At 69.7% G+C, this 18,322-nt stretch carries 14 protein-coding genes and 1 pseudogene; 11 read left to right on the top strand and 4 right to left on the bottom strand.

The annotated features are described in order from the left end of the window. Nucleotides 1-9 precede the first annotated feature (9 nt). The 5 genes from ACGFNH_RS16215 (at nucleotide 10) to ACGFNH_RS16195 (ending at nucleotide 5,619) form a co-directional block, all read left to right on the top strand. Entirely contained in the window at nucleotides 10-1,215 is a 1,206-nt protein-coding gene (locus ACGFNH_RS16215) for an acyl-CoA dehydrogenase family protein (RefSeq protein WP_393654072.1), read from the top strand. Next, complete coding sequence (locus ACGFNH_RS16210; protein WP_393654070.1) at nucleotides 1,212-2,381, top strand: acyl-CoA dehydrogenase family protein; 1,170 nt, start codon at nucleotides 1,212-1,214, stop codon at nucleotides 2,379-2,381. Before ACGFNH_RS16215 ends, ACGFNH_RS16210 begins: the two co-directional genes overlap by 4 nt. A gap of 291 nt (nucleotides 2,382-2,672) precedes the next feature. Beyond that, entirely contained in the window at nucleotides 2,673-3,542 is an 870-nt protein-coding gene (locus ACGFNH_RS16205; protein ID WP_393654068.1) for a phosphatidylinositol-specific phospholipase C/glycerophosphodiester phosphodiesterase family protein, read from the top strand. A 116-nt stretch (nucleotides 3,543-3,658) separates the two neighbouring features. After that, on the top strand, nucleotides 3,659-3,853 hold the full coding sequence (locus ACGFNH_RS16200) for a hypothetical protein (RefSeq protein ID WP_393654067.1): 195 nt from the start codon (nucleotides 3,659-3,661) through the stop codon (nucleotides 3,851-3,853). A gap of 140 nt (nucleotides 3,854-3,993) precedes the next feature. Continuing rightward, nucleotides 3,994-5,619: a hypothetical protein gene (locus tag ACGFNH_RS16195; RefSeq protein ID WP_393654065.1), complete on the top strand. Its 1,626-nt coding sequence runs from the start codon at nucleotides 3,994-3,996 to the stop codon at nucleotides 5,617-5,619. 7 nt (nucleotides 5,620-5,626) lie between these two features. Here the strand turns inward: ACGFNH_RS16195 and ACGFNH_RS16190 are convergent, their stop codons facing one another. Continuing rightward, the gene (locus ACGFNH_RS16190) at nucleotides 5,627-6,043 is read right to left on the bottom strand and encodes a DUF779 domain-containing protein (RefSeq protein WP_393654063.1); all 417 of its coding nucleotides are present in this window, start codon (nucleotides 6,041-6,043) and stop codon (nucleotides 5,627-5,629) included. 298 nt (nucleotides 6,044-6,341) lie between these two features. Beyond that, a complete protein-coding gene (locus ACGFNH_RS16185; RefSeq protein ID WP_393654061.1) occupies nucleotides 6,342-7,055 on the bottom strand; it encodes a hypothetical protein in 714 nt (237 codons plus the stop codon). 506 nt (nucleotides 7,056-7,561) lie between these two features. Between ACGFNH_RS16185 and ACGFNH_RS16180 the strand changes: the two genes are divergently transcribed. The 6 genes from ACGFNH_RS16180 to ACGFNH_RS16155 all read left to right on the top strand — a co-directional run bounded on the left by ACGFNH_RS16180 (nucleotide 7,562) and on the right by ACGFNH_RS16155 (nucleotide 15,695). Beyond that, the gene (locus tag ACGFNH_RS16180; protein WP_393654059.1) at nucleotides 7,562-9,022 is read left to right on the top strand and encodes a hypothetical protein; all 1,461 of its coding nucleotides are present in this window, start codon (nucleotides 7,562-7,564) and stop codon (nucleotides 9,020-9,022) included. Nucleotides 9,023-9,189: 167 nt separating this feature from the next. Continuing rightward, on the top strand, nucleotides 9,190-10,188 hold the full coding sequence (locus tag ACGFNH_RS16175) for a linear amide C-N hydrolase (protein WP_393654057.1): 999 nt from the start codon (nucleotides 9,190-9,192) through the stop codon (nucleotides 10,186-10,188). Between the two features lie 178 nt (nucleotides 10,189-10,366). After that, nucleotides 10,367-10,792 carry a nuclear transport factor 2 family protein gene (locus ACGFNH_RS16170; protein WP_393654056.1) on the top strand — a complete coding sequence of 142 codons (426 nt, stop codon included), beginning with the start codon at nucleotides 10,367-10,369 and terminating at the stop codon, nucleotides 10,790-10,792. A gap of 232 nt (nucleotides 10,793-11,024) precedes the next feature. Further along, nucleotides 11,025-12,470 (top strand): glyceraldehyde-3-phosphate dehydrogenase, encoded by a 1,446-nt coding sequence (locus tag ACGFNH_RS16165; protein ID WP_393654054.1) that lies wholly within the window; start codon nucleotides 11,025-11,027, stop codon nucleotides 12,468-12,470. 310 nt (nucleotides 12,471-12,780) lie between these two features. Then, nucleotides 12,781-13,605, top strand: a complete 825-nt coding sequence (efeU, locus tag ACGFNH_RS16160; RefSeq protein WP_393654052.1) for an iron uptake transporter permease EfeU — start codon at nucleotides 12,781-12,783, stop codon at nucleotides 13,603-13,605. A gap of 911 nt (nucleotides 13,606-14,516) precedes the next feature. Further along, the gene (locus ACGFNH_RS16155) at nucleotides 14,517-15,695 is read left to right on the top strand and encodes an acyltransferase family protein (RefSeq protein ID WP_393654482.1); all 1,179 of its coding nucleotides are present in this window, start codon (nucleotides 14,517-14,519) and stop codon (nucleotides 15,693-15,695) included. A 118-nt stretch (nucleotides 15,696-15,813) separates the two neighbouring features. On the opposite strand, the pseudogene ACGFNH_RS16150 reads toward ACGFNH_RS16155, so the two are convergent. Continuing rightward, nucleotides 15,814-16,399 (bottom strand): annotated as a pseudogene (locus ACGFNH_RS16150) (GNAT family N-acetyltransferase). A gap of 351 nt (nucleotides 16,400-16,750) precedes the next feature. Next, a complete protein-coding gene (gene adh / locus ACGFNH_RS16145) occupies nucleotides 16,751-18,274 on the bottom strand; it encodes an aldehyde dehydrogenase (RefSeq protein ID WP_393654050.1) in 1,524 nt (507 codons plus the stop codon). Nucleotides 18,275-18,322: the final 48 nt, after the last annotated feature.

Raw genomic sequence — 18,322 nt, 5'->3', positions numbered from 1 at the left:
AGTTGCTCCATGGCCCGTACCGAGGCCACGACGGCAGCCGACGCGGACGCCTTGCGCCGCCGGGTCGCCGATCTGCTCTCCGCGCACGACCCCGCCACCACCGACCCGGCCGCGTTTCTGCAGGCCCGCTTCGATGCCGGACTCGCGTGGGTGCACTACCCCGAGGGCTTGGGCGGCCTCGATGCCCCGCGCGCTCTCCAGGCCGTCGTGGACGCCGAGTTGGCGGGCGTGGGCGCACCCGACAACGACCCGCGCCGCATCGGCATCGGGCTCGGCATGGCCGCCCCCACGATCCTCCGCTACGGCACCCACGAGCAGAAGCGGCGCTTTCTGCGCCCGCTGTGGCTGGGCGAGGAGGTGTGGTGCCAGCTCTTCAGCGAGCCCGGCGCCGGCTCGGACCTCGCGGCGCTGGCCACCCGGGCCGTACGCGACGGGGACGACTGGGTGATCGACGGGCAGAAGGTGTGGACCTCCAGCGCCCACATCGCCCGCTGGGCCATCCTCATCGCCCGTACCGACCCGGACGTCCCCAAGCACCGCGGGATCACCTACTTCCTCTGCGACATGACCGACCCCGGTGTCGAGGTGCGGCCGCTGCGCCAGATCACGGGCGAGGCCGAGTTCAACGAGGTCTTCCTCTCCGGTGTACGGATCCCCGACAGCCACCGGCTGGGCGATACCGGCGACGGCTGGCGGGTCGCCCAGACCACCCTGATGAACGAGCGCGTCGCCATCGGCGGCGGCCGGGTGCCCCGCGAGGGCGGCCTCATCGGGCTCCTGACCGAGAAGTGGCGCGAACGCCCCGAGTTGCGCACCCACGACCTGCACCAGCGGCTGCTGGGGCTGTGGGTCGAGGCGGAGGCGGCACGGCTCGCGGGGGAGCGGCTGCGGCAGCAACTCGTGGCGGGCCAGCCCGGGCCGGAGGGCTCGGCGATGAAGCTCGCGTTCGCCCGCCTCAACCAGGAGATCAGTGGCCTGGAGGTGGAACTCCTCGGCGAGGAGGGCCTGTTGTACGACGACTGGACCCTGCGCCGCCCGGAGATGGTCGACTTCGCGGGGCGCGACGCCGGATACCGCTATCTGCGGGCCAAGGGCAACTCCATCGAGGGCGGCACGTCCGAGGTGCTGCTCAACATCGTCGCCGAACGCGTCCTCGGCCTGCCGCCTGAGCCGCGCACCGACAAGGACGTCCCGTGGAAGGAGCTCGCCCGATGACCGCAACCGAGCCGGGCGCCGGAGCACCCACCGCGGCCGCCGCGGACCTGCTGTACTCCGAGGCCGAGAACGATCTGCGCTCCGCCGTACGGTCCCTGCTGACCGACCGCTGCGACCCCGCCGCCGTGATCGCGGGGACCGAGTCCGGCCGGCCGTACGACGCTGACCTCTGGCGCGCCCTCGCCGCGGACATGGGGACGGCAGGGCTGCTGGTGCCGGAGAAGCTCGGCGGGCAGGGGGCCACCGCCCGCGAGGCCGCCGTCGTCCTGGAGGAACTCGGCCGCAGCGCCGCCCCGGTGCCGTATCTGACCAGCGCGGTGCTCGCCGTCGAAGCCCTCCTGGGCTGCGGCCCGGACAGCGCGGACGTCACCGAACTGCTCGCCGGACTCGCCGCGGGCCGGACCGTCGGCGCGCTCGCCGTGCCGATGTCCACCGCACCCGGCGCGACGCCGCCGGCCACCGTGCGCGTCGGGGAGGACGGCACGCTGGAGGGCAGGGCCGGGAGCGTGGCCGGGGCGGCGGGTGCCGATGTCCTCCTCGTACCGGCCCAAGGGCCCGACGGGTACGGGCTCCACGCCGTGGAGACCGCGGCCCCCGGCATCGCCGTTGCACCGCAGGTGTCCTTCGATCCGACCCGTCCCGTCGCCGAGGTGACGCTCACCGGCGCACCCGCGCGCCGCCTCGCGGGGCCGGATGCCGCCGGAGCCGCCGTCGAGCGGGCGCTGCTCGCCGGGGCCGGACTTCTGGCCTCCGAGCAACTGGGCCTGGCCGAATGGTGTTTGGCCGAGACCGTCAGCCACACCGGGGAGCGGCACCAGTTCAACCGGCCGGTCGGATCGTTCCAGGCGCTCAAGCACCGGCTCGCCCGCCTCTGGCTGGAGATCGTCTCGGCGCGCGCCGCCGCCCGGTACGCGGCGGACTGCCTGGCGCAGGAGAGCCCCGACGCGCCCGTGGCGGTCGCCGTTGCCCAGGCCACGTGCGCGACGACCGCGGTGCATGCGGCGGAGGAGTGCGTACAGCTCCACGGCGGCATCGGAATGACCTGGGAGCACCCGGCGCATCTGTATCTGAAGCGGGCCAAGTCCGCGGAGATCGCCCTGGGGACGCCGGGTCGCCACAGGTCGTACCTCGCCGTGGCGGCCGACCTGCCCGCACCGCTCGGCTGACGAGCCCGGGACGGCCGATCGCACGGACCACCGGCCACCTGTCCGCCTCTCGACGGGGCGGGCAGGTGGCTTCGTCGTTTCCCGCGGGCCCGCGCCCCCGACGGAACGCCCGATGGGAAGCGACGCGCGGGGGTAGAGCGGCCCAACTCCTGGGCAGGGCAGGCTTGTCGGAGGACTGCGGACCGCATACTCCTGACGTCACCTCGCACGCACGTGTGACGCCTGCCCGAGCGCTCCTGCCCGCCGCGCGCCGTACGCCGTTCGCGCGCGCCCGTCTCCCGGGAGACCCCCGTGTGCCTTCCCTCTCGCCGCTCCGTCGTCGCCACGCTGGGCGCAACCGTGGTGGGCGGCCTCGCGGCCCCCGCCCTGGCGTGGGCCTCCGGCCCCACCGCCCACCGCCCCGAACCGCTGCGCCGCGCGCACGCGCACAACGACTACGAGCACCCCCGCCCGCTCGCCGACGCCCTCACCCACCGCTTCACCAGCGTCGAGGCCGACATCTGGCTGATCGACGGACACCTGCTCGTCGGGCACGACCTCGACGACCTCTCGCCCGACCGCACCCTGGAGTCGCTCTACCTGGAGCCGTTGCTCGCCAGGGTCCGGGCCAACCATGGCTGGGTGTACCGCGGTCACCGGGTCCCGCTCCAGCTCCTCGTCGACATCAAGAACACCGGTGAGGCGACGTACCTCGAACTCCACCGCGTCCTGCGCCGCTACCGCTCCATGCTCAGCTTCGCGGCCGGCGGCACGGTCGGCACCCGCGCCGTGACCCCGGTCGTCTCCGGCGACCGTGCCGCACGCGCCCCCATGGAGGCGCAGCAGCTGCGGTACGCGTTCTACGACGGCCGTCTCGACGATCTGGGCACGGGTGTTCCGGCCTCCTTCATCCCCCTCGTCAGCAGCAACTGGACGCAGAGCTTCACCTGGCAGGGCGAGGGCGCGATGCCCGCTGAGGAGCGCGCGACGCTGCACGCGATCGTCTCGGCCGCGCACGCGGAGCGGCAACGAGTGCGTTTCTGGGGGACGCCGGACCTGGCGGGCCCTGCGCGTACGGCGGTCTGGCGTGAACTCCTGGACGCGGGTGCCGATCACATCAACACCGACGACCTGGCGGGACTGGAGCGATTCCTCAGCGCCCATGACTCCGCCGGATGGTGACAGGGAGTCAATCACTCCATCGGAGGACGACCGGACAGCCGGGGCGGGGCGCGCGATACGACACACTTTGGGCCGATCGCCGCACCGCCCGCGCGGCCGAGGAGGTTCGTCTCGCCATGGCCATTTCGATCTCAGTGGTCCTTCTGCTCATCATCCTCATCGTCGTGTTCGTGCGCAGCGGCTCACTGAAGTTCACCCATGCCGTGGTCTGCATGCTGCTCGGCTTCTGCCTGGCAGGGTCGAGCCTGGCCCCGACACTCTCGGACGGCATCGCCGCGACGGCCGACGTGGTGAGCAGCGTCCGTCCCTGACAGGCGGAACCCCTGCCCTGCGGGGCCGGGGCCTGCCGCAGGGCGGCGGCCCACCCGCTCCGCCGCCCGTAGGGCAACGGCCCGGATCCGCACGCTTCTTTGCATGGACAGTGCACGCATCCGGTCCTACTGTGCGCGCCATGTCCCTTGGAACCAGGGCACGTTCGCTGACCTGTGCCGTCATCGCCTGCGCGCTGGCGGGCTCCGTGGCCTTGACCGCCGTACCCTCGTACGCGGACCCCATCCCGCGGGCGCCCGGCCACCGGCTCGTCGACGACTACACGGGATCCCCCGCCACCGCCCGCCCGGTGCCGGGCGACGCACCCGACCAGCACCCGTATCTCGCCCCCAACGGCCGCAGCGGCATGCACGCGGACGGCGCGGGCAGCGGGACGCACCCGTACTCCGGTCCGCTCGGCAGGAGTCCGGACGTGACCAGCGAGAGGATGGCGGCGCTCGGCGGGGAGTGCGTGACGGCGACCTTCGACTCCGGCGGGCGGCTGCTCACCGTCTGCGGCAGCATCAAGGGCTTCAGCCTGAAGCTGCTGGACCCCAGGACCCTTGAGACGCTCGCCGAGTACGACCTCGGGCAGCGGCCCTCCACCGTCGAAGCGATCAGCCGGCTCGACTACGCGCGGATCTTCAAGGACACCTCCGGAGGCGCGTACTTCTATCTCGACAACGAGGATCGGGTCGTCCTCGGCAATCCGCGGCAGCACATCCTGCGTATCGCGCACGAGCGGAAGCCGGACGGCACCTGGCGGTTCCGCGTGGAGGACGACTGGGATCTGACCGACCGTCTGCCGCACGACTGTGCCACCTGGGCCCGCCCCTACCCCAAGGGCGAGTGCGATCCGGTCACTTCGGTCATGCCGGACTGGGAGGGGCGCATCTGGTGGGTGACCCGGCAGGGCCGCATCGGGACCGTGGACCCGAGGACGGACACCGTCCGCTCGGTCCGGCTCAAGGGCGAGGAGATCCAGAACTCCTTCTCGGTCACCGAGGACGGCGTCTCGATCGTCTCCGATCACGCCCTCTACCACTTCCGCGCCGACGAGGACGGCACACCGAGAGCCCTGTGGCGGCAGACCTACGACCGCGGTACGGGAACCAAGCCCGGCTCACTGAGCCAGGGTTCGGGTACCACGCCCGATCTGCTCGGCGACGACTACGTCGCGATCACGGACAACGCCGATGACCGCATGCATGTCCTGGTCTACCGGCGCGGCTCCGACGTGCCCGACGCGGAGCGGCTCGTCTGCAAGGTCCCGGTGTTCGGCTCCGGTGCCTCCACCACCGACAACTCGCTGATCTCCTACGGCAACAGCCTGATCGTGGAGAACAACTACGGCTACGAGAACCCGACATCGCTCACCTTCGGACGCAGCGTCGTGGGCGGGATCACGCGTATCGACATCCGCGCGGACGGCAGCGGTTGCGACACGGTGTGGGAGAGCAAGGAACGCTCGCCGTCCACCGTGCCCAAACTCTCCACGGCCAACGGGCTGGTGTACCTCTACACCAAGGAGCCGAACCGCCTCGGGGTCGACGCGTGGTACCTCACCGCGCTGGACTTCCGTACCGGCAGGACCCAGTGGAAGAAGCTCACCGGGACCGGCGCGCTCTACGACAGCAACTGGGCGCCCGTGACCATCGGACCGGACGGCACCGCGTACGTAGGGGTGCTCGGCGGACTGGTGGCTGTCCGCGACGAGAGCGACGAGGAGGACGGTCGCCGGAACAGCGTGGTGGGGAGCAGGAGTTGACATACCGTCAGTGCGTGTCGTCGGAGACCGGCGGACCGGGATCCGGAGCTGAGGGCGCGTACGGGGTGGCGGGCCGCAGCACGCGGGAGCGGATCAGGAAGCGCACGCCCTCCGGGGCTTCGAGGGAGAAACCACTGCCCCGGCCCTCCACGACGTCGACGATGAGCCGGGTGTGACTCCAGCGCTCGTACTGGCTGACGGACATCCAGAACGGCACGGTCTCCGCGACGTCGTCGACGGCCAGGTCTGCCAGCAGCACATCGGAGCCGCCGGTGCGGAACTCGCCCGCGGGGTAGCACATGGGTGCGCTGCCGTCGCAGCAGCCGCCCGACTGGTGGAACATCAGCGGCCCGTGGACCGCTCGCAGCCGCCGCACGAGATCGGCGGCCGCGGGGGTCAGCTCGACGCGCGGTTCGGAGGCCATCGCGGTCCTCTCGTCGGGTGCGGATGGGGTGTCGTGACCGGGCCCAGCCCACCACCGGGCACGTTGCGAGGAGGTTGCACGGGGCCGTACGGGAAGGGCGTACGGAAGCGGCGTACGGAAGCGGCGTACGGAAGCGGCGTACAGAGAGGCCGCGGCCCGTACGGACCGCGGCCTCTCCGCCGTGTCGTCCCTGCGATTGCGAGCTCCGCAGGGCCTGCCCTTCGCCCACCGGGGCGAGTGGCTCGGTCAGCGTGCGCCGGTGTTCAGCGTCCGCCGGTGTTTCACAGGGTGCCGGTCTTCAGCGGTCACCGGTCAGGAAGATCCTCCCCTTGGCCGACCGGCTCTTGTCCGACCCGGCGGACGCCGAGGAGCAGGTCTTCTTCTCCGAGGCCGTCATCTTGCGGGACTTGACCACGACGGCGTTCTTCCGGCCGTCGGTGCCGTTGGCCGCCGGACCGGTGATCGTGTCGTCGACGAACCAGTAGTAGTGGTCCCACTTCGGGTCGTCGTAGTGGGTCTGCCACGTGCCGGAGACCTTCTGCATCACCTGTGCGCGCGAGATCCAGCCCACCTCACCCGGCTGGACCGTCATGTTGACCGCGCTGGTCTCGGTGTGGGTGTCCGTCCACGAGTGGTTGTACGTGGCCGTGACGCTCACGTTGATGATCTTGGCTATGGTGCCCCCGACCGTGAGGGAGACGCCGACGGAGTCGGTCGAACTCACACTGTCGGACCAGGTCATCGACTGGGTGGCAGCGGACGTGGTGCAGTTGTAGAGCTGGTCGGAGACCGGACGGAAATCGCCCAGGAACGCCTCGCCGAACACAGGCTCGTTGAAGGTGCACTTGCCCTCGCCGGATTCGCAGTCCGCCAGGATCTGCTCGCGGGTGGGCCCGTCGTCGGCCGAGGCGGGAAGGGGGGTGGCGGCCATGAGTCCGAGGGCCGCGGCCACCAGGGCCACGGACCTTCCGCCATAACGCAGCGCGCGGTTCACCGCGCGGGTGTTGGTCATGTGATGTTGTGCCTCTCGCTGTGCATGGTGGAGTACGCCCCAAGGGGGGTCCCGTCCGGATGTCCGGACGAACCGGGGGTACGCCGTGCGATGAGATTGGCGTAAGCAAGTCCTTCAACTACACCAAGACTTAGTAAAGTTATGGTTGATTACTCAACAGTAGCTGCGCTCAACCGGCCTTGGTGTGAGACGGTTTGAGATTTGCGAACCGACCGGACGGTTCGCCGCCGTGCCTCAACGGCGTTGCGCGTCCGCGCTGATGAGCGATTGTCGGCCCCCGCGTCTCACCATCCGGTACGGAAGCGCGTACCGCAGGCGATCTCCGTCACATGCTCCGCACCCGTTGCACACGAAAACCCCTGCTCCGGGGCGGGGTGGGCGGCGCGGGGCGCGGGGCGCGGCCCAACATGCCAGTCCGGTGCGCGACTTGGAAGGTCACGGGCTCAGTAGCATCCCTCGCGATCCATCCTCCGGGCCGAGTGCCCGCGCAAGCGAAGAGGTTCAACGTGAAGCGGGTTACGAGCCCCGCCTGGCTCTCCATGGTCTGCATATCCGCACTGCTCGTCACGGGCTGCGGCAGCACGTCTGCGCAGACCGGCGGCAGCGCGTCGACAGCCGGAACGGCCGGTCCGAGCGACCGCCCCGCGGACGGGGGCAGGAGATCCGCGGCCGAACTCTCCGTCACCCCGGGCGGTTCCGAATCCGCCAGGGTCAGCCGTCCCTCGGACGGCAAGGGCCCCAACACCCTCACGGACCGGGACGTCACGCTCTCCTCGTACGACGCGAAGGGAGGCCGGGCGGTCCTCGGGCACGGCGACCGGAACGGCAAGAGCGGCGGCGCGGATGTTCGTACGGGCGATGTGATCGCCAGCCCGCCCACGAAGGCGGCCCCTGCGGGCGCGCTCGTCAAGGTCGAAGACGTGCTGTCCGGGGGCGGCGGTAAGACCGAGATCCGTACGTCCCGGGCCAGCCTCGCCGAGGTCTTCGGCGGCGCGAAGGCCGGCGGGAGGATCCCGGTGGCCCCCTCGGCGTGGAAGGTCGACCCGCTGGTGAAGGGGCTCGACGTGGCCCGCGGACTGGTGGGCGGCGCCACGAAGAACGCCCCCGGCGCACCGGACGGGGAGTCCGGGAAGGCGTCGGGTCGCCAGGGCGCCCCCGGCAAGGCCGGGCGCGGAGTCGGCGGCCGGGAGCTGCGGCTCGACTTCGACACCGAACTGCCCATGTTCGGCGGCGAACCGGGCCTGGAGCGCGAGACCGAGGTGGGCGGCTTCCTGGAGATGGCGCCCGAGGTGGCGTTCTCCTACGACGGTCACGGGTCGGCCGACCCCACGGAGGCGACCGCCTCCGTCACGGTCGCGGGCCCGTACAAAGCGGGCTGGCACATCAAGGGTCCTGTCGCCGCACCTCGCATCGCGCCCCGCATCCCCCTCGCCGTGCTCGCGGCCTACCCCGTGATCATGGTCGGCCCGGTGCCGGTCGTCGTCGCGCTGAAGCTGACGCTGGTCCTGGAGGTGCGGGCGGACGGCCGGATGCGGGTGGACGTCCAGCAGGCCGCGGGCGGAACGATGAAGGTCGGCACGCGGTATGCCAAGGCGTCGGGCTGGAAGCCCGAGACGCACGCCGACGGCAAGACCCTTCCGGGCGGCAGGGCCAAGGTCTCCGGTGAGGGTGAACTGCGGACCATGCTCGGCCCCGAGGCGAGCATCAGCCTCTACGACACCGTCGGCGTCGACGCGTTCTTCGGCCCCTATCTGCGGGCGACCGCCGAGCATCCCGAACTGGTGCCGGGGACCGGCGTCCGGCGGCGCGGCACCTGGAAGCTGTACGGCGGCGTGGCCCTGGAGAGTTCCCTGTACGCACGGCTGCCGTTCACGATCATCGGCATCCGTCCGTCGAAGCGCGTCGTCTTCCCGATCGTCTCCCGCGAGTGGCCCATCGCCGAGGGCCGGATCCCGGCCCGCTCCTGACGTCGCATCAGCCGCAGCAGTCGCATCAGAAGGACTGGGGCACCGGGTGGTTCCCGGGGTGCCCGACGCTCCTGGGGCGCGTACGTCACGTCGCGCTCCGGGGGCGGCGCATGGGGTAGAACTGGGATCGTGATGACCGTTTGGTCCCAGTGGAAGGGTGTATGCCCATGTGTACTCGGATTCTGTGGAACACCCATGACCACGCCGTACTGGCCGGGCGGACGATGGACTGGCCGGAGTCGACGGAGCCCGTCCTGACGGTCTTCCCCCGAGGAGTGCGACGCGACGGCGGCAAGCTGGGCGGGAGCACAGTGGTCGCCGACAACCCCCTTACCTGGACGAGCAGATTCGGCAGTCTGGTGACGACGGTCTACGGCGCCGGCACCGTGGACGGGTTCAACGAGCGGGGCCTCGCGGCGCACATGCTCTACCTCGACGTCACCGAACTCGCACCCCGCGATCCGGGAAGGCCCGGCCTCCAGATCGCCCTGTGGATCCAGTACCTGCTGGACAGCGCCGCAACCGTCGAGGAGGCCCTGGGTCTTCTCGATACCTTCCAGCTCGTGATGGTCGAGATGCGCGGGTTCGCGGCGACGGTCCATGTGGCGCTGGAGGACGCGTCCGGGGACTCGGCGATCATCGAACACGTCGCGGGTGAGCGGAAGGTGCACCACGACCGCGCCTACACCGTCATGACGAACGAACCCGACTACGACGTACAGCTCCGCCTGTTGGAGCAGCAGGAGCGGACGGCACGGGAGCTCGGCCATGACGAGCCCGGCGGCGACGTCCCCCTGCCGGGGAACGTCAATCCGGTCGACCGCTTCCAGCGCGCCGCCTACTTCAGTGCGCTCCTCCCGAAGCCGGCGGACGAGCGGCAGGCGGTCGCCGCCATCCTCGCCGTCACCCGCAACGCCTCGGTGCCCTTCGGCGCCCCGTACGGCTCGGGCGATTTCGCGATCTACAACACCGAATACCGGACCGTCTGCGACCTCACCAACCGCAGGTACTTCTTCGAACTGGCCACCAGCCCCAACCTCGTGTGGGCGGAGATCGACCGCTTCGATCTGTCACCCGGCGCTCCGGTCATGGCCCTGGACCCCGATCGCATCGATCTGACCGGGGATGTGTCGGAGCAGTTCGCGCAGTCCTCCACCGCCTTCTGATCCTCATCCCCCGCCGAGGGCACGCCGCGCCGCTGCCCGGGGCGGCCCGTATCCCGGTACGAACGCCACCAGGCTGGACGCGCCGATTCCCTCGCCGGACCACGTAGCGTCGAACTGCCCCCGGAGCCAAGGCTCCTGAGGGCGCGACAACATTTGACGTCTTCCGGGAGGGGGCCGCATGGGCGGCGACGAGCACACGGTGGCACTGAAGGACACGGTGGCACCGCAGGACGCGGTGGATCTGGCGGAGAAGTTCCTGACGACGTTCCGGGATCGTGACTGGGAGGCGCTTGCAAGTCTGTTCGCCCCGGACATCACCTGGAGCATGCCCGGCCACGGAACGATCTCCGGCACGGCCGCCGGTGCGGCGGCCGCGGTCGAGCGGGCCCGGGAGATCGCCGGCACGGGCGTCCGCACGGAACTCCTCCATGTGCTCAGCGGCCGGCACGGCGCCGCTCTGCTCCTGCGCAACACCGCGACGGCGGACGACGGGCGCACCCTCGACGAGCACCTGGCCACGGTCCTCACCATGAGCGGGGGCAGGATCGCCGCCATCGACAGCTATCTGTCGGATGTGCAGGGCATGAGCGCGTTCTTCCGCTGAGCGGAGGACGGTGGTGGCCCGTGAGTGGGGGCCGGGCGTGGTCCGTGGCTGATCGGCCGTATCGGTGCAAATCATCACACACTCATGTGTACATTTCCGGCGTACCGGAACATATCCGTACCGGCCCGGTCACGGCCCCGAAGGCGGCATCCCGCTCAGGTGGCACCGCCTGAATGATCAAAATGCCGAGACGTTAGCATTTGAGCACCGCCTAGCTCGAAAGAAACAACCTGTGATAGTCAACGACGACTCGTTCACCAACTGGAAGACCCGCGAGGAGATCGCGGAGTCGATGATCCCGCTCATCGGGAAGCTGCACCGGGAGCGGGACATCACGATCCTCCTCCACAGCCGCTCCTTGGTGAACAAGTCGGTGGTCAGCATCCTCAAGACCCACCGATTCGCCCGGCAGATCGCCGGTGTGGAGCTCTCGGTCACCGACACCTTGCCGTTCCTGAAGGCCCTGACCACGCTCGATCTCGGCCCGTCCCAGATCGACATCGGCCTGCTCGCCGAGACGTACCGGACCGACGACCGCGGTCTCTCGGTGGCGGAGTTCACCGCCGAGGCCGTCGCCGGTGCCACCGGTGCCAACAAGATCGAGCGCCGTGAGCCGCGCGATGTCGTCCTCTACGGCTTCGGCCGCATCGGCCGCCTCGTCGCCCGTCTCCTCATCGAGAAGGCAGGATCCGGCAACGGCCTGCGGCTGCGCGCCATCGTCGTCCGCCGGGGCGGTGAACAGGACATCGTCAAGCGCGCCTCGCTGCTGCGCCGTGACTCCATCCACGGCCAGTTCCAGGGCACGATCACCGTCGACGAGGCGAACAGCACGATCATCGCCAACGGCAACGCGATCAAGGTGATCTACGCGAGCGACCCGTCCGAGGTCGACTACACGGCGTACGGCATCAAGAACGCCATCCTCATCGACAACACCGGCAAGTGGCGGGACCGCGAGGGCCTGTCGACGCACCTGCGCCCCGGAATCGACAAGGTCGTCCTGACCGCGCCGGGCAAGGGCGATGTCCCCAACATCGTCCACGGCGTCAATCACGACACGATCAAGCTGGACGAGCGGATCCTGTCCTGCGCGTCCTGCACCACCAACGCGATCGTCCCGCCGCTGAAGGCGATGGCGGACGAGTACGGCGTCCTGCGCGGCCACGTGGAGACCGTCCACTCCTTCACCAACGACCAGAATCTGCTGGACAATTACCACAAGGCCGACCGTCGCGGCCGCTCAGCGGCGCTGAACATGGTCATCACCGAGACCGGTGCCGCGTCCGCCGTGGCCAAGGCGCTGCCCGACCTGAAGGCGCCGATCACCGGCAGCTCGATCCGCGTCCCGGTGCCGGACGTCTCGATCGCGATCCTCAGCCTCCGGCTGGGGCGCGAGACCACCCGCCAGGAGGTCCTCGACCACCTGCGCAAGGTGTCGCTGACCTCGCCGCTCAAGCGCCAGATCGACTTCACCAGCGCCCCCGATGCGGTCTCCAGCGACTTCATCGGCTCGCGCCACGCATCGATCATCGACGCCGGCCCCACCAAGGTCGACGGCGACAACGCGATCCTCTACCTCTGGTACGACAACGAGTTCGGCTACTCCTGCCAGGTCATCCGCGTCGTCCAGCACGTCACGGGCGTGGAGTACCCGACCTACCCGGCTCCGGTGGTCTGACCCCCGGCGGATCTCCTCGACTTCCGCGCACAGAAGGGCGCCTGACGGGCCAGCAGGTTCACGTCGGGCGCCCTTCGGCGTGCTCGCGGAGGAAGCCCGGCTTCTTCGGGGGAGCACGCCCCCTTGGGGAGGCGTCGCTCACCCGAACCGCTCCCGTCGTCTGAACTGCCGTCGCGCCGGCTCCGTCTTCCGTACACAGGGGCGGCTGCGACCGTCAGCCGGCTCTGCCGGCGGCCGGCCCCCCGGACCGGCTTCCCACGAGCCGGCCCTCGACCGGCAACGCCTGACGACCGCACGTATGGGAGACCCCGTGTTCGCCACCTACCTGATCGGCCTGCGTGAGGGCCTCGAGGCCGGCCTCGTCGTCTGCATGCTCACGGCGTATCTGGGGAGGACCGAGAACCGGAGCACGCTGCGGCGCGTATGGCTGGGTGTGGGGATCGCCGTCGTGGCCGCCGCGGCCCTGGGGATCGCGTTGCCGCTCGGATCCGCCCGCCTGACCTACGAAACCCAACAGACGCTGGACGGCGCCATGTTGTTCCTGGCGGTGGCGCTGGTGACCTGGCTGGTGCTCCGGATGTGCCGCACCGTTCACCGTCCGTCGGCCGAGCCGCTCGGGAAGCGGCAGCGGGCGCTCGTCGTCGGGGTCGCCGGGCTGGTGCTCACCGTCTTCCTCGCGGTGGGGCGCGAGGGTGGGGAGACGGCGCTCTTCCTCTGGTCGGCGGTACGGCTGGCGGACGGCGGAGCGGGGGCGTTCACCGGCGTCGTCCTCGGCCTGATCACAGCCGTCGCGGTGTCCTGGATGCTCCACCGAGGCGCCGTGCGGGCCGACTTCGAGACGTTCCTCCGGTGGGCCGGCGCCCTGCTGATCGTGGTCGCGGCCGGCGCCCTCGCGATCGGCGTGCACGACTTCCAGGAGGTGGGCATCCTTCCGGGCGTGGACTACCGCCTGCTGACGGTCGACACGACGCCGCGGCCGGACAGCTGGTACGGCACGCTGCTCCGGGGTGTCTTCGGCTTCCAGGCCAACCCGACCGAGCTGCAGGCGGCTTGCTGGACTGCCTACGTCGTGCCCTTCGCTTTCCTCGTTCTCCGCCCGGCCGGACCGAGGCCCTCCACCAGGGCAACGGCGTAGTGACAGGCACTGCGCACATCGGACTCCGCCGCCCGGCGGACCGGGTGCAAGGCGCGTGAAGGTGGAGGCGCGGACGAGGGGCGGCTTTTCCTCAGGGGCAGGTCTGGAAGAAGCCGGGCCTTCTTCGGGGAGTTTCTGAGCAGAAAGTACTCACGACCGGCGGAATCTTCATCGTTAGAGTCGTGCACGATTGCATTCGAAGTGCCGCGCTTCCTGCATTCGCTCTGCTGGCGCGCCATGTGGGAGAACTGGTGCGGTAAGAGAAGAATTCCAGGGCGCAGTCCATATATGACAACCTGTGGGGATCTCCTGTCCTGTTCGTCGTTGCCTCGGCGGTGCTCTTCATTTTCTCGAAGAGCCGTGAAGGGGGCGAGAGCGCCTGACTCGGCTGCTTCGCAGGGTGGGCTCCGCTGACCCTGACGGCCTTGTGGTGCCTCCTGGCGCGACACAAGCCGGATGTTCCCGCCGTGCCCATCGGGCTCACCCTCTTGGTGCTGGGCGGACTGTTTCATCTCGCCTTGCACCACGAGAGCTTGCCTTTCTGAGTCCTGCTCCTACGCGCCGGGCCTTTCAGGGAATGCGATGCGCGAAATGGCGCGAAGAGCTCAGGGCGCGTGAAGTTGAGTCAGGGGCCGGTCAGGATTGATGTGACTCGCCCCTCTTCACCGAGACGACCAATCGCAATGCCTTGCGCCCGCGCTGGGTGAGGCGGTCCAGGACCTCACCGAACCGAGGGTGTTCGGGGGAGTCGAATGTCAAATTCATGGTCTGCTGAGAGCGCGATGACCGGTGTATTCAGTCGATACAAGGACGGCAGGGAATCCTCATTCCCCGTCTCTCCGCCGCTGGAGCAGCCGCCCTCCACGCCGCTCGAACCACCCGCATCCGGCGCGTCAACCGGTCCGTCGCGGTTGGGCTGGCTGGACGCGATGCGCGGCATCGCTGCACTCGTCGTGGTGTTCGACCACTCGTCGTACGCGTTCATGGCGGAGTTCCGTCAGGTGCTGATGCCGCAGTTCAACACCAGCCGGTACGGCATCATGGTGTTCTTCCTCGTGAGCGGCTACATCATCCCCGCGTCGCTGGAACGCCGGGGCCGCGTGCGGGGTTTCTGGGTCGGACGGGTCTTCCGCGTGTACCCGCTGTGCGCGGCGGCCGTCACCGCGCTCATCGCGCTCCATCTGGTGGGCATCGCGGAGATACGCGCCGACTTCGGTCAGCAGAGCACTGCCACAGCGGCCCTTGCCCACGTCACTTTGCTCCAGGAGCTGCTGAGAACACCCAACGTCCTGCTCGTCCTCTGGACGCTCTCGTACGAGATGGCCTTCTACTTGCTGGTCGTCGCCCTCTTCACGGTCCGCCTTCACCAGCGGTCGGCAGCGGCCGCCCTCACCCTGGCCGCGCTCGCCGCCGTGAGCGGAACGGTAGCGGGCATGCTGCCGGTCTCCGCCCTCTCGGGCGCGGTCGGCACCGGCCCGCTCATCGTGCTCGCCTCGATCGCCATGGTGGTCGCCATCTGCTGCGCGAGCGCCGGGCCGCCCGCGTTGCGCATGTTCGGGGGCGTGCTGGGCGGGGTGCTGGCCCTCGTTCTGGTGGCCTTCAACGGCACGGTCCCCATGTGGGAGGGCCTGGTGATCCTCTCCGTGATGTTCCTCGGCACCGCCATTCACCGGGCCGAGCACGGTCGGAGCACCTGGCGGGTCGCGGCCTGCACAACTGTCGTGGTGCTCGGCTGCGCCGTGGGGAGTGCGTACTGGCACAGCGACGGGGCCCCTTTCGCGCGGCGCGGCTGGATCGTGGCATTCCTGCTGGCCGTGCTCACCTTCGGTTTCGGACTGGCGTTGCGTCACCGGCGGCTCCCGCGCTGGCTGACCGGACTGGGAACGATCAGCTACTCGGTCTACCTGCTGCATCCGGTGCTGCTGGCGGTCACCGACGGCACGATCGGCCGGTGGCGGACGGACAACCTCGTGCTCGAAGTGGCGTTCTTCGTCGTGCTGTTGCCGATCTGCGTGCTGACCCACCGCTACATCGAGGCACCGGGCCAGGCATGGGGCCGGAAGCTGGCACGCCGCCCCGAGCCGCCGTAACGAGCGCCCGCGCCTGGTGCGTGCCACGACGGGTGCGGCCACCGTCAAGGAGACGGCGTCCACCACGCGATGCTCGGGATCGCCCGCCTGCACAACCCCGCTTTCGTCGGCCAGCAGCTCACGCGTCGCCCTGGATGCGGGCGTGGAGGTGCATGTCGTGCCGGCCGTCCAGTTGCAGATGTGCACTTCGTCGGGTGCCCTTCGGCGTGAAGCCGGTCTTGGTGGCCACTCGGCAGGACTTCTCGTTGCCAACTGCATGGGCGAGTTCGAGACGGTGGAAGCCGGCCTCGTCCAGCGCCCAAGTGGCCGATGTGGCAAGGGCGCGCGGGGCGACACCGGTTCCGCGGGGGTTCGGCAGGACCCAGTGCGCGCACTCGGCCAGGCCGTGGAGGAGGTCCGTCCAGCGCAAGGCCATTCGGCCGAGGATCTCGCCGCTGCCGGCCCGGGTGATGGCCCACTGGGCGGCCTGCTCTTGTTGCCAGGACCGATGGGAGGCCGCGATCCGCTCCTGGGCTTCCTCCCGGGACGTCATGGTGCGTGTGCCAGCGCCGGATTTCCGGGTCCTGAAAGCCACGTTGAAGGACGGGGGCGTCGTACGCCTCCCAGGGCCGCAACAACACATCACTGCCGTGTGACGGAAGCGAGGGCTGAGCCGTAGCGGAGAGGGCCCCAGCGAGGATGGTGGGCGTAATCGCGATGGTCATGGGCGGCATGTTCTCCCACGACCTGGCGCAGCCCGGCGCGTCAGTCCAACCGGCCATCCAGGCACTGGAGATGGCCTATGGGTGTCGGTCAGCTCCATCCGAGCAAGGGAGCTGTGCTCTGTCGCTGATCAGGTCCCCTGCAAACACGACGGCCCCCGGCCGACGGGGCTTGCAGAGCACCGACTGGGGCTCGACGGCGTTCGGTCCGTGACTGGGCCGGGGGCTCGTCAGGAGCGGGACAACACGCGGGAGAAGTGGGAGTTGCGGTGAACCGGATCCTGCAAGGGGGGTCGGTCGAACGGAAGGCGCCTGACGCGCAGAAGCGCGGTTCAGGCGCCTTCGCTCGTGCCTCTAGAAGAAGCCGAGCTTCTTCGGCGAGTACGACACCAGCAGGTTCTTCGTCTGCTGGTAGTGGTCCAGCATCATCCTGTGGTTCTCGCGTCCGATGCCCGACTGCTTGTAGCCGCCGAACGCCGCGTGCGCCGGGTAGGCGTGGTAGCAGTTCGTCCAGACGCGGCCCGCCTGGATGTCGCGGCCCGCGCGGTAGGCGGTGCTGCCGTCGCGCGTCCAGACGCCCGCGCCCAGTCCGTACAGCGTGTCGTTGGCGATCTTGATGGCCTCGTCGTAGTCGGAGAACGAGGCGACCGAGACGACCGGGCCGAAGATCTCCTCCTGGAAGATCCGCATGTGGTTGCTGCCCTCGAAGATCGTCGGCTGGACGTAGTAGCCGCCCTCCAGTTCGCCGCCGAGTTCGGCGAGAGCGCCGCCGGTGAGGACCTTCGCGCCCTCCTGCTGTCCGATGTCGAGGTACGAGAGGATCTTCTGGAGCTGGTCGTTGGAGGCCTGGGCGCCGATCATCGTGTCGGTGTCCAGCGGGTGGCCGGGCACGATCTTCTCCGTACGGGCGACTGCCGCCTCCAGGAACTCCTGGTAGTGGCCCTGCTGGATGAGCGCCCGCGACGGGCACGTGCACACCTCGCCCTGGTTGAGGGCGAACATGGTGAAGCCCTCCAGCGCCTTGTCGCGGAAGTCGTCGTGGGCGGCCGAGACGTCGTCGAAGAAGATGTTGGGGCTCTTGCCGCCGAGTTCGAGCGTGACCGGCTTGATGTTCTCACTGGCGTACTGCATGATCAGCCGCCCCGTCGTGGTCTCGCCGGTGAAGGCGATCTTCGCGACGCGCGCGCTGGAGGCGAGCGGCTTTCCGGCCTCCACGCCGAAGCCGTTGACGACGTTGACGACGCCCGGCGGCAGCAGATCGGCGATCAGGTTCAGCCAGACATGGATGGACGCCGGGGTCTGCTCGGCCGGTTTGAGGACGACGGCGTTGCCTGCGGCCAGAGCGGGCGCGAGCTTCCATGTGGCCATCAGGATCGGGAAGTTCCAGGGGATGATCTGGCCGACGACGCCCAGCGGTTCGTGGAAGTGGTAGGCGACGGTGTCCTCGTCGATCTCGCTGAGGGTGCCCTCCTGGGCCCGCAACGCCCCCGCGAAGTAGCGGAAGTGGTCGACGGCCAGCGGGATGTCGGCGGCCAGGGTCTCGCGGACGGGCTTGCCGTTCTCCCAGCTCTCGGCGACCGCGAGCTCCTCCAGATGGGCCTCCATCCGGTCCGCGATCCGGTTCAGGACGTTCGCGCGCTCGGCCGGTGCCGTACGACCCCAGGCGGGCGCCGCGGCGTGGGCGGCGTCGAGGGCGGCTTCGACATCCTCGGCGGTGCCGCGCGCCACCTCGGTGAACGGGCTGCCGTTGACCGGTGTGGGGTTCTCGAAGTACTGGCCCAGCTTCGGCTTGACGTACTCCCCGCCGATCCAGTGGTCGTAGCGGGACTGGTAGGAGACGATCGCGCCGTCGGTGCCGGGAGCGGAGTAGCGGGTCATCTCGGTGGCCTCCCCAGAATGTCGCCACCCGTCGTTGGGCAGCGCTCG

The sequence above is a fragment of the Streptomyces sp. NPDC048639 genome (assembly GCF_043199075.1).
Lineage (GTDB): Bacteria > Actinomycetota > Actinomycetes > Streptomycetales > Streptomycetaceae > Streptomyces.
This window is presented reverse-complemented; position numbering and strand designations above follow the sequence as displayed.

Coding starts and splice junctions, on each gene's coding strand:
- ACGFNH_RS16215 (WP_393654072.1), top strand. CDS start 10: ATGGCCCGTACCGAGGCCACGACGGCAGCCGACGCGGACGCCTTGCGC.
- ACGFNH_RS16210 (WP_393654070.1), top strand. CDS start 1,212: ATGACCGCAACCGAGCCGGGCGCCGGAGCACCCACCGCGGCCGCCGCG.
- ACGFNH_RS16200 (WP_393654067.1), top strand. CDS start 3,659: ATGGCCATTTCGATCTCAGTGGTCCTTCTGCTCATCATCCTCATCGTC.
- ACGFNH_RS16195 (WP_393654065.1), top strand. CDS start 3,994: ATGTCCCTTGGAACCAGGGCACGTTCGCTGACCTGTGCCGTCATCGCC.
- ACGFNH_RS16190 (WP_393654063.1), bottom strand. CDS start 6,043: ATGGCCTCCGAACCGCGCGTCGAGCTGACCCCCGCGGCCGCCGATCTC.
- ACGFNH_RS16185 (WP_393654061.1), bottom strand. CDS start 7,055: ATGACCAACACCCGCGCGGTGAACCGCGCGCTGCGTTATGGCGGAAGG.
- ACGFNH_RS16175 (WP_393654057.1), top strand. CDS start 9,190: ATGTGTACTCGGATTCTGTGGAACACCCATGACCACGCCGTACTGGCC.
- ACGFNH_RS16170 (WP_393654056.1), top strand. CDS start 10,367: ATGGGCGGCGACGAGCACACGGTGGCACTGAAGGACACGGTGGCACCG.
- adh (WP_393654050.1), bottom strand. CDS start 18,274: ATGACCCGCTACTCCGCTCCCGGCACCGACGGCGCGATCGTCTCCTAC.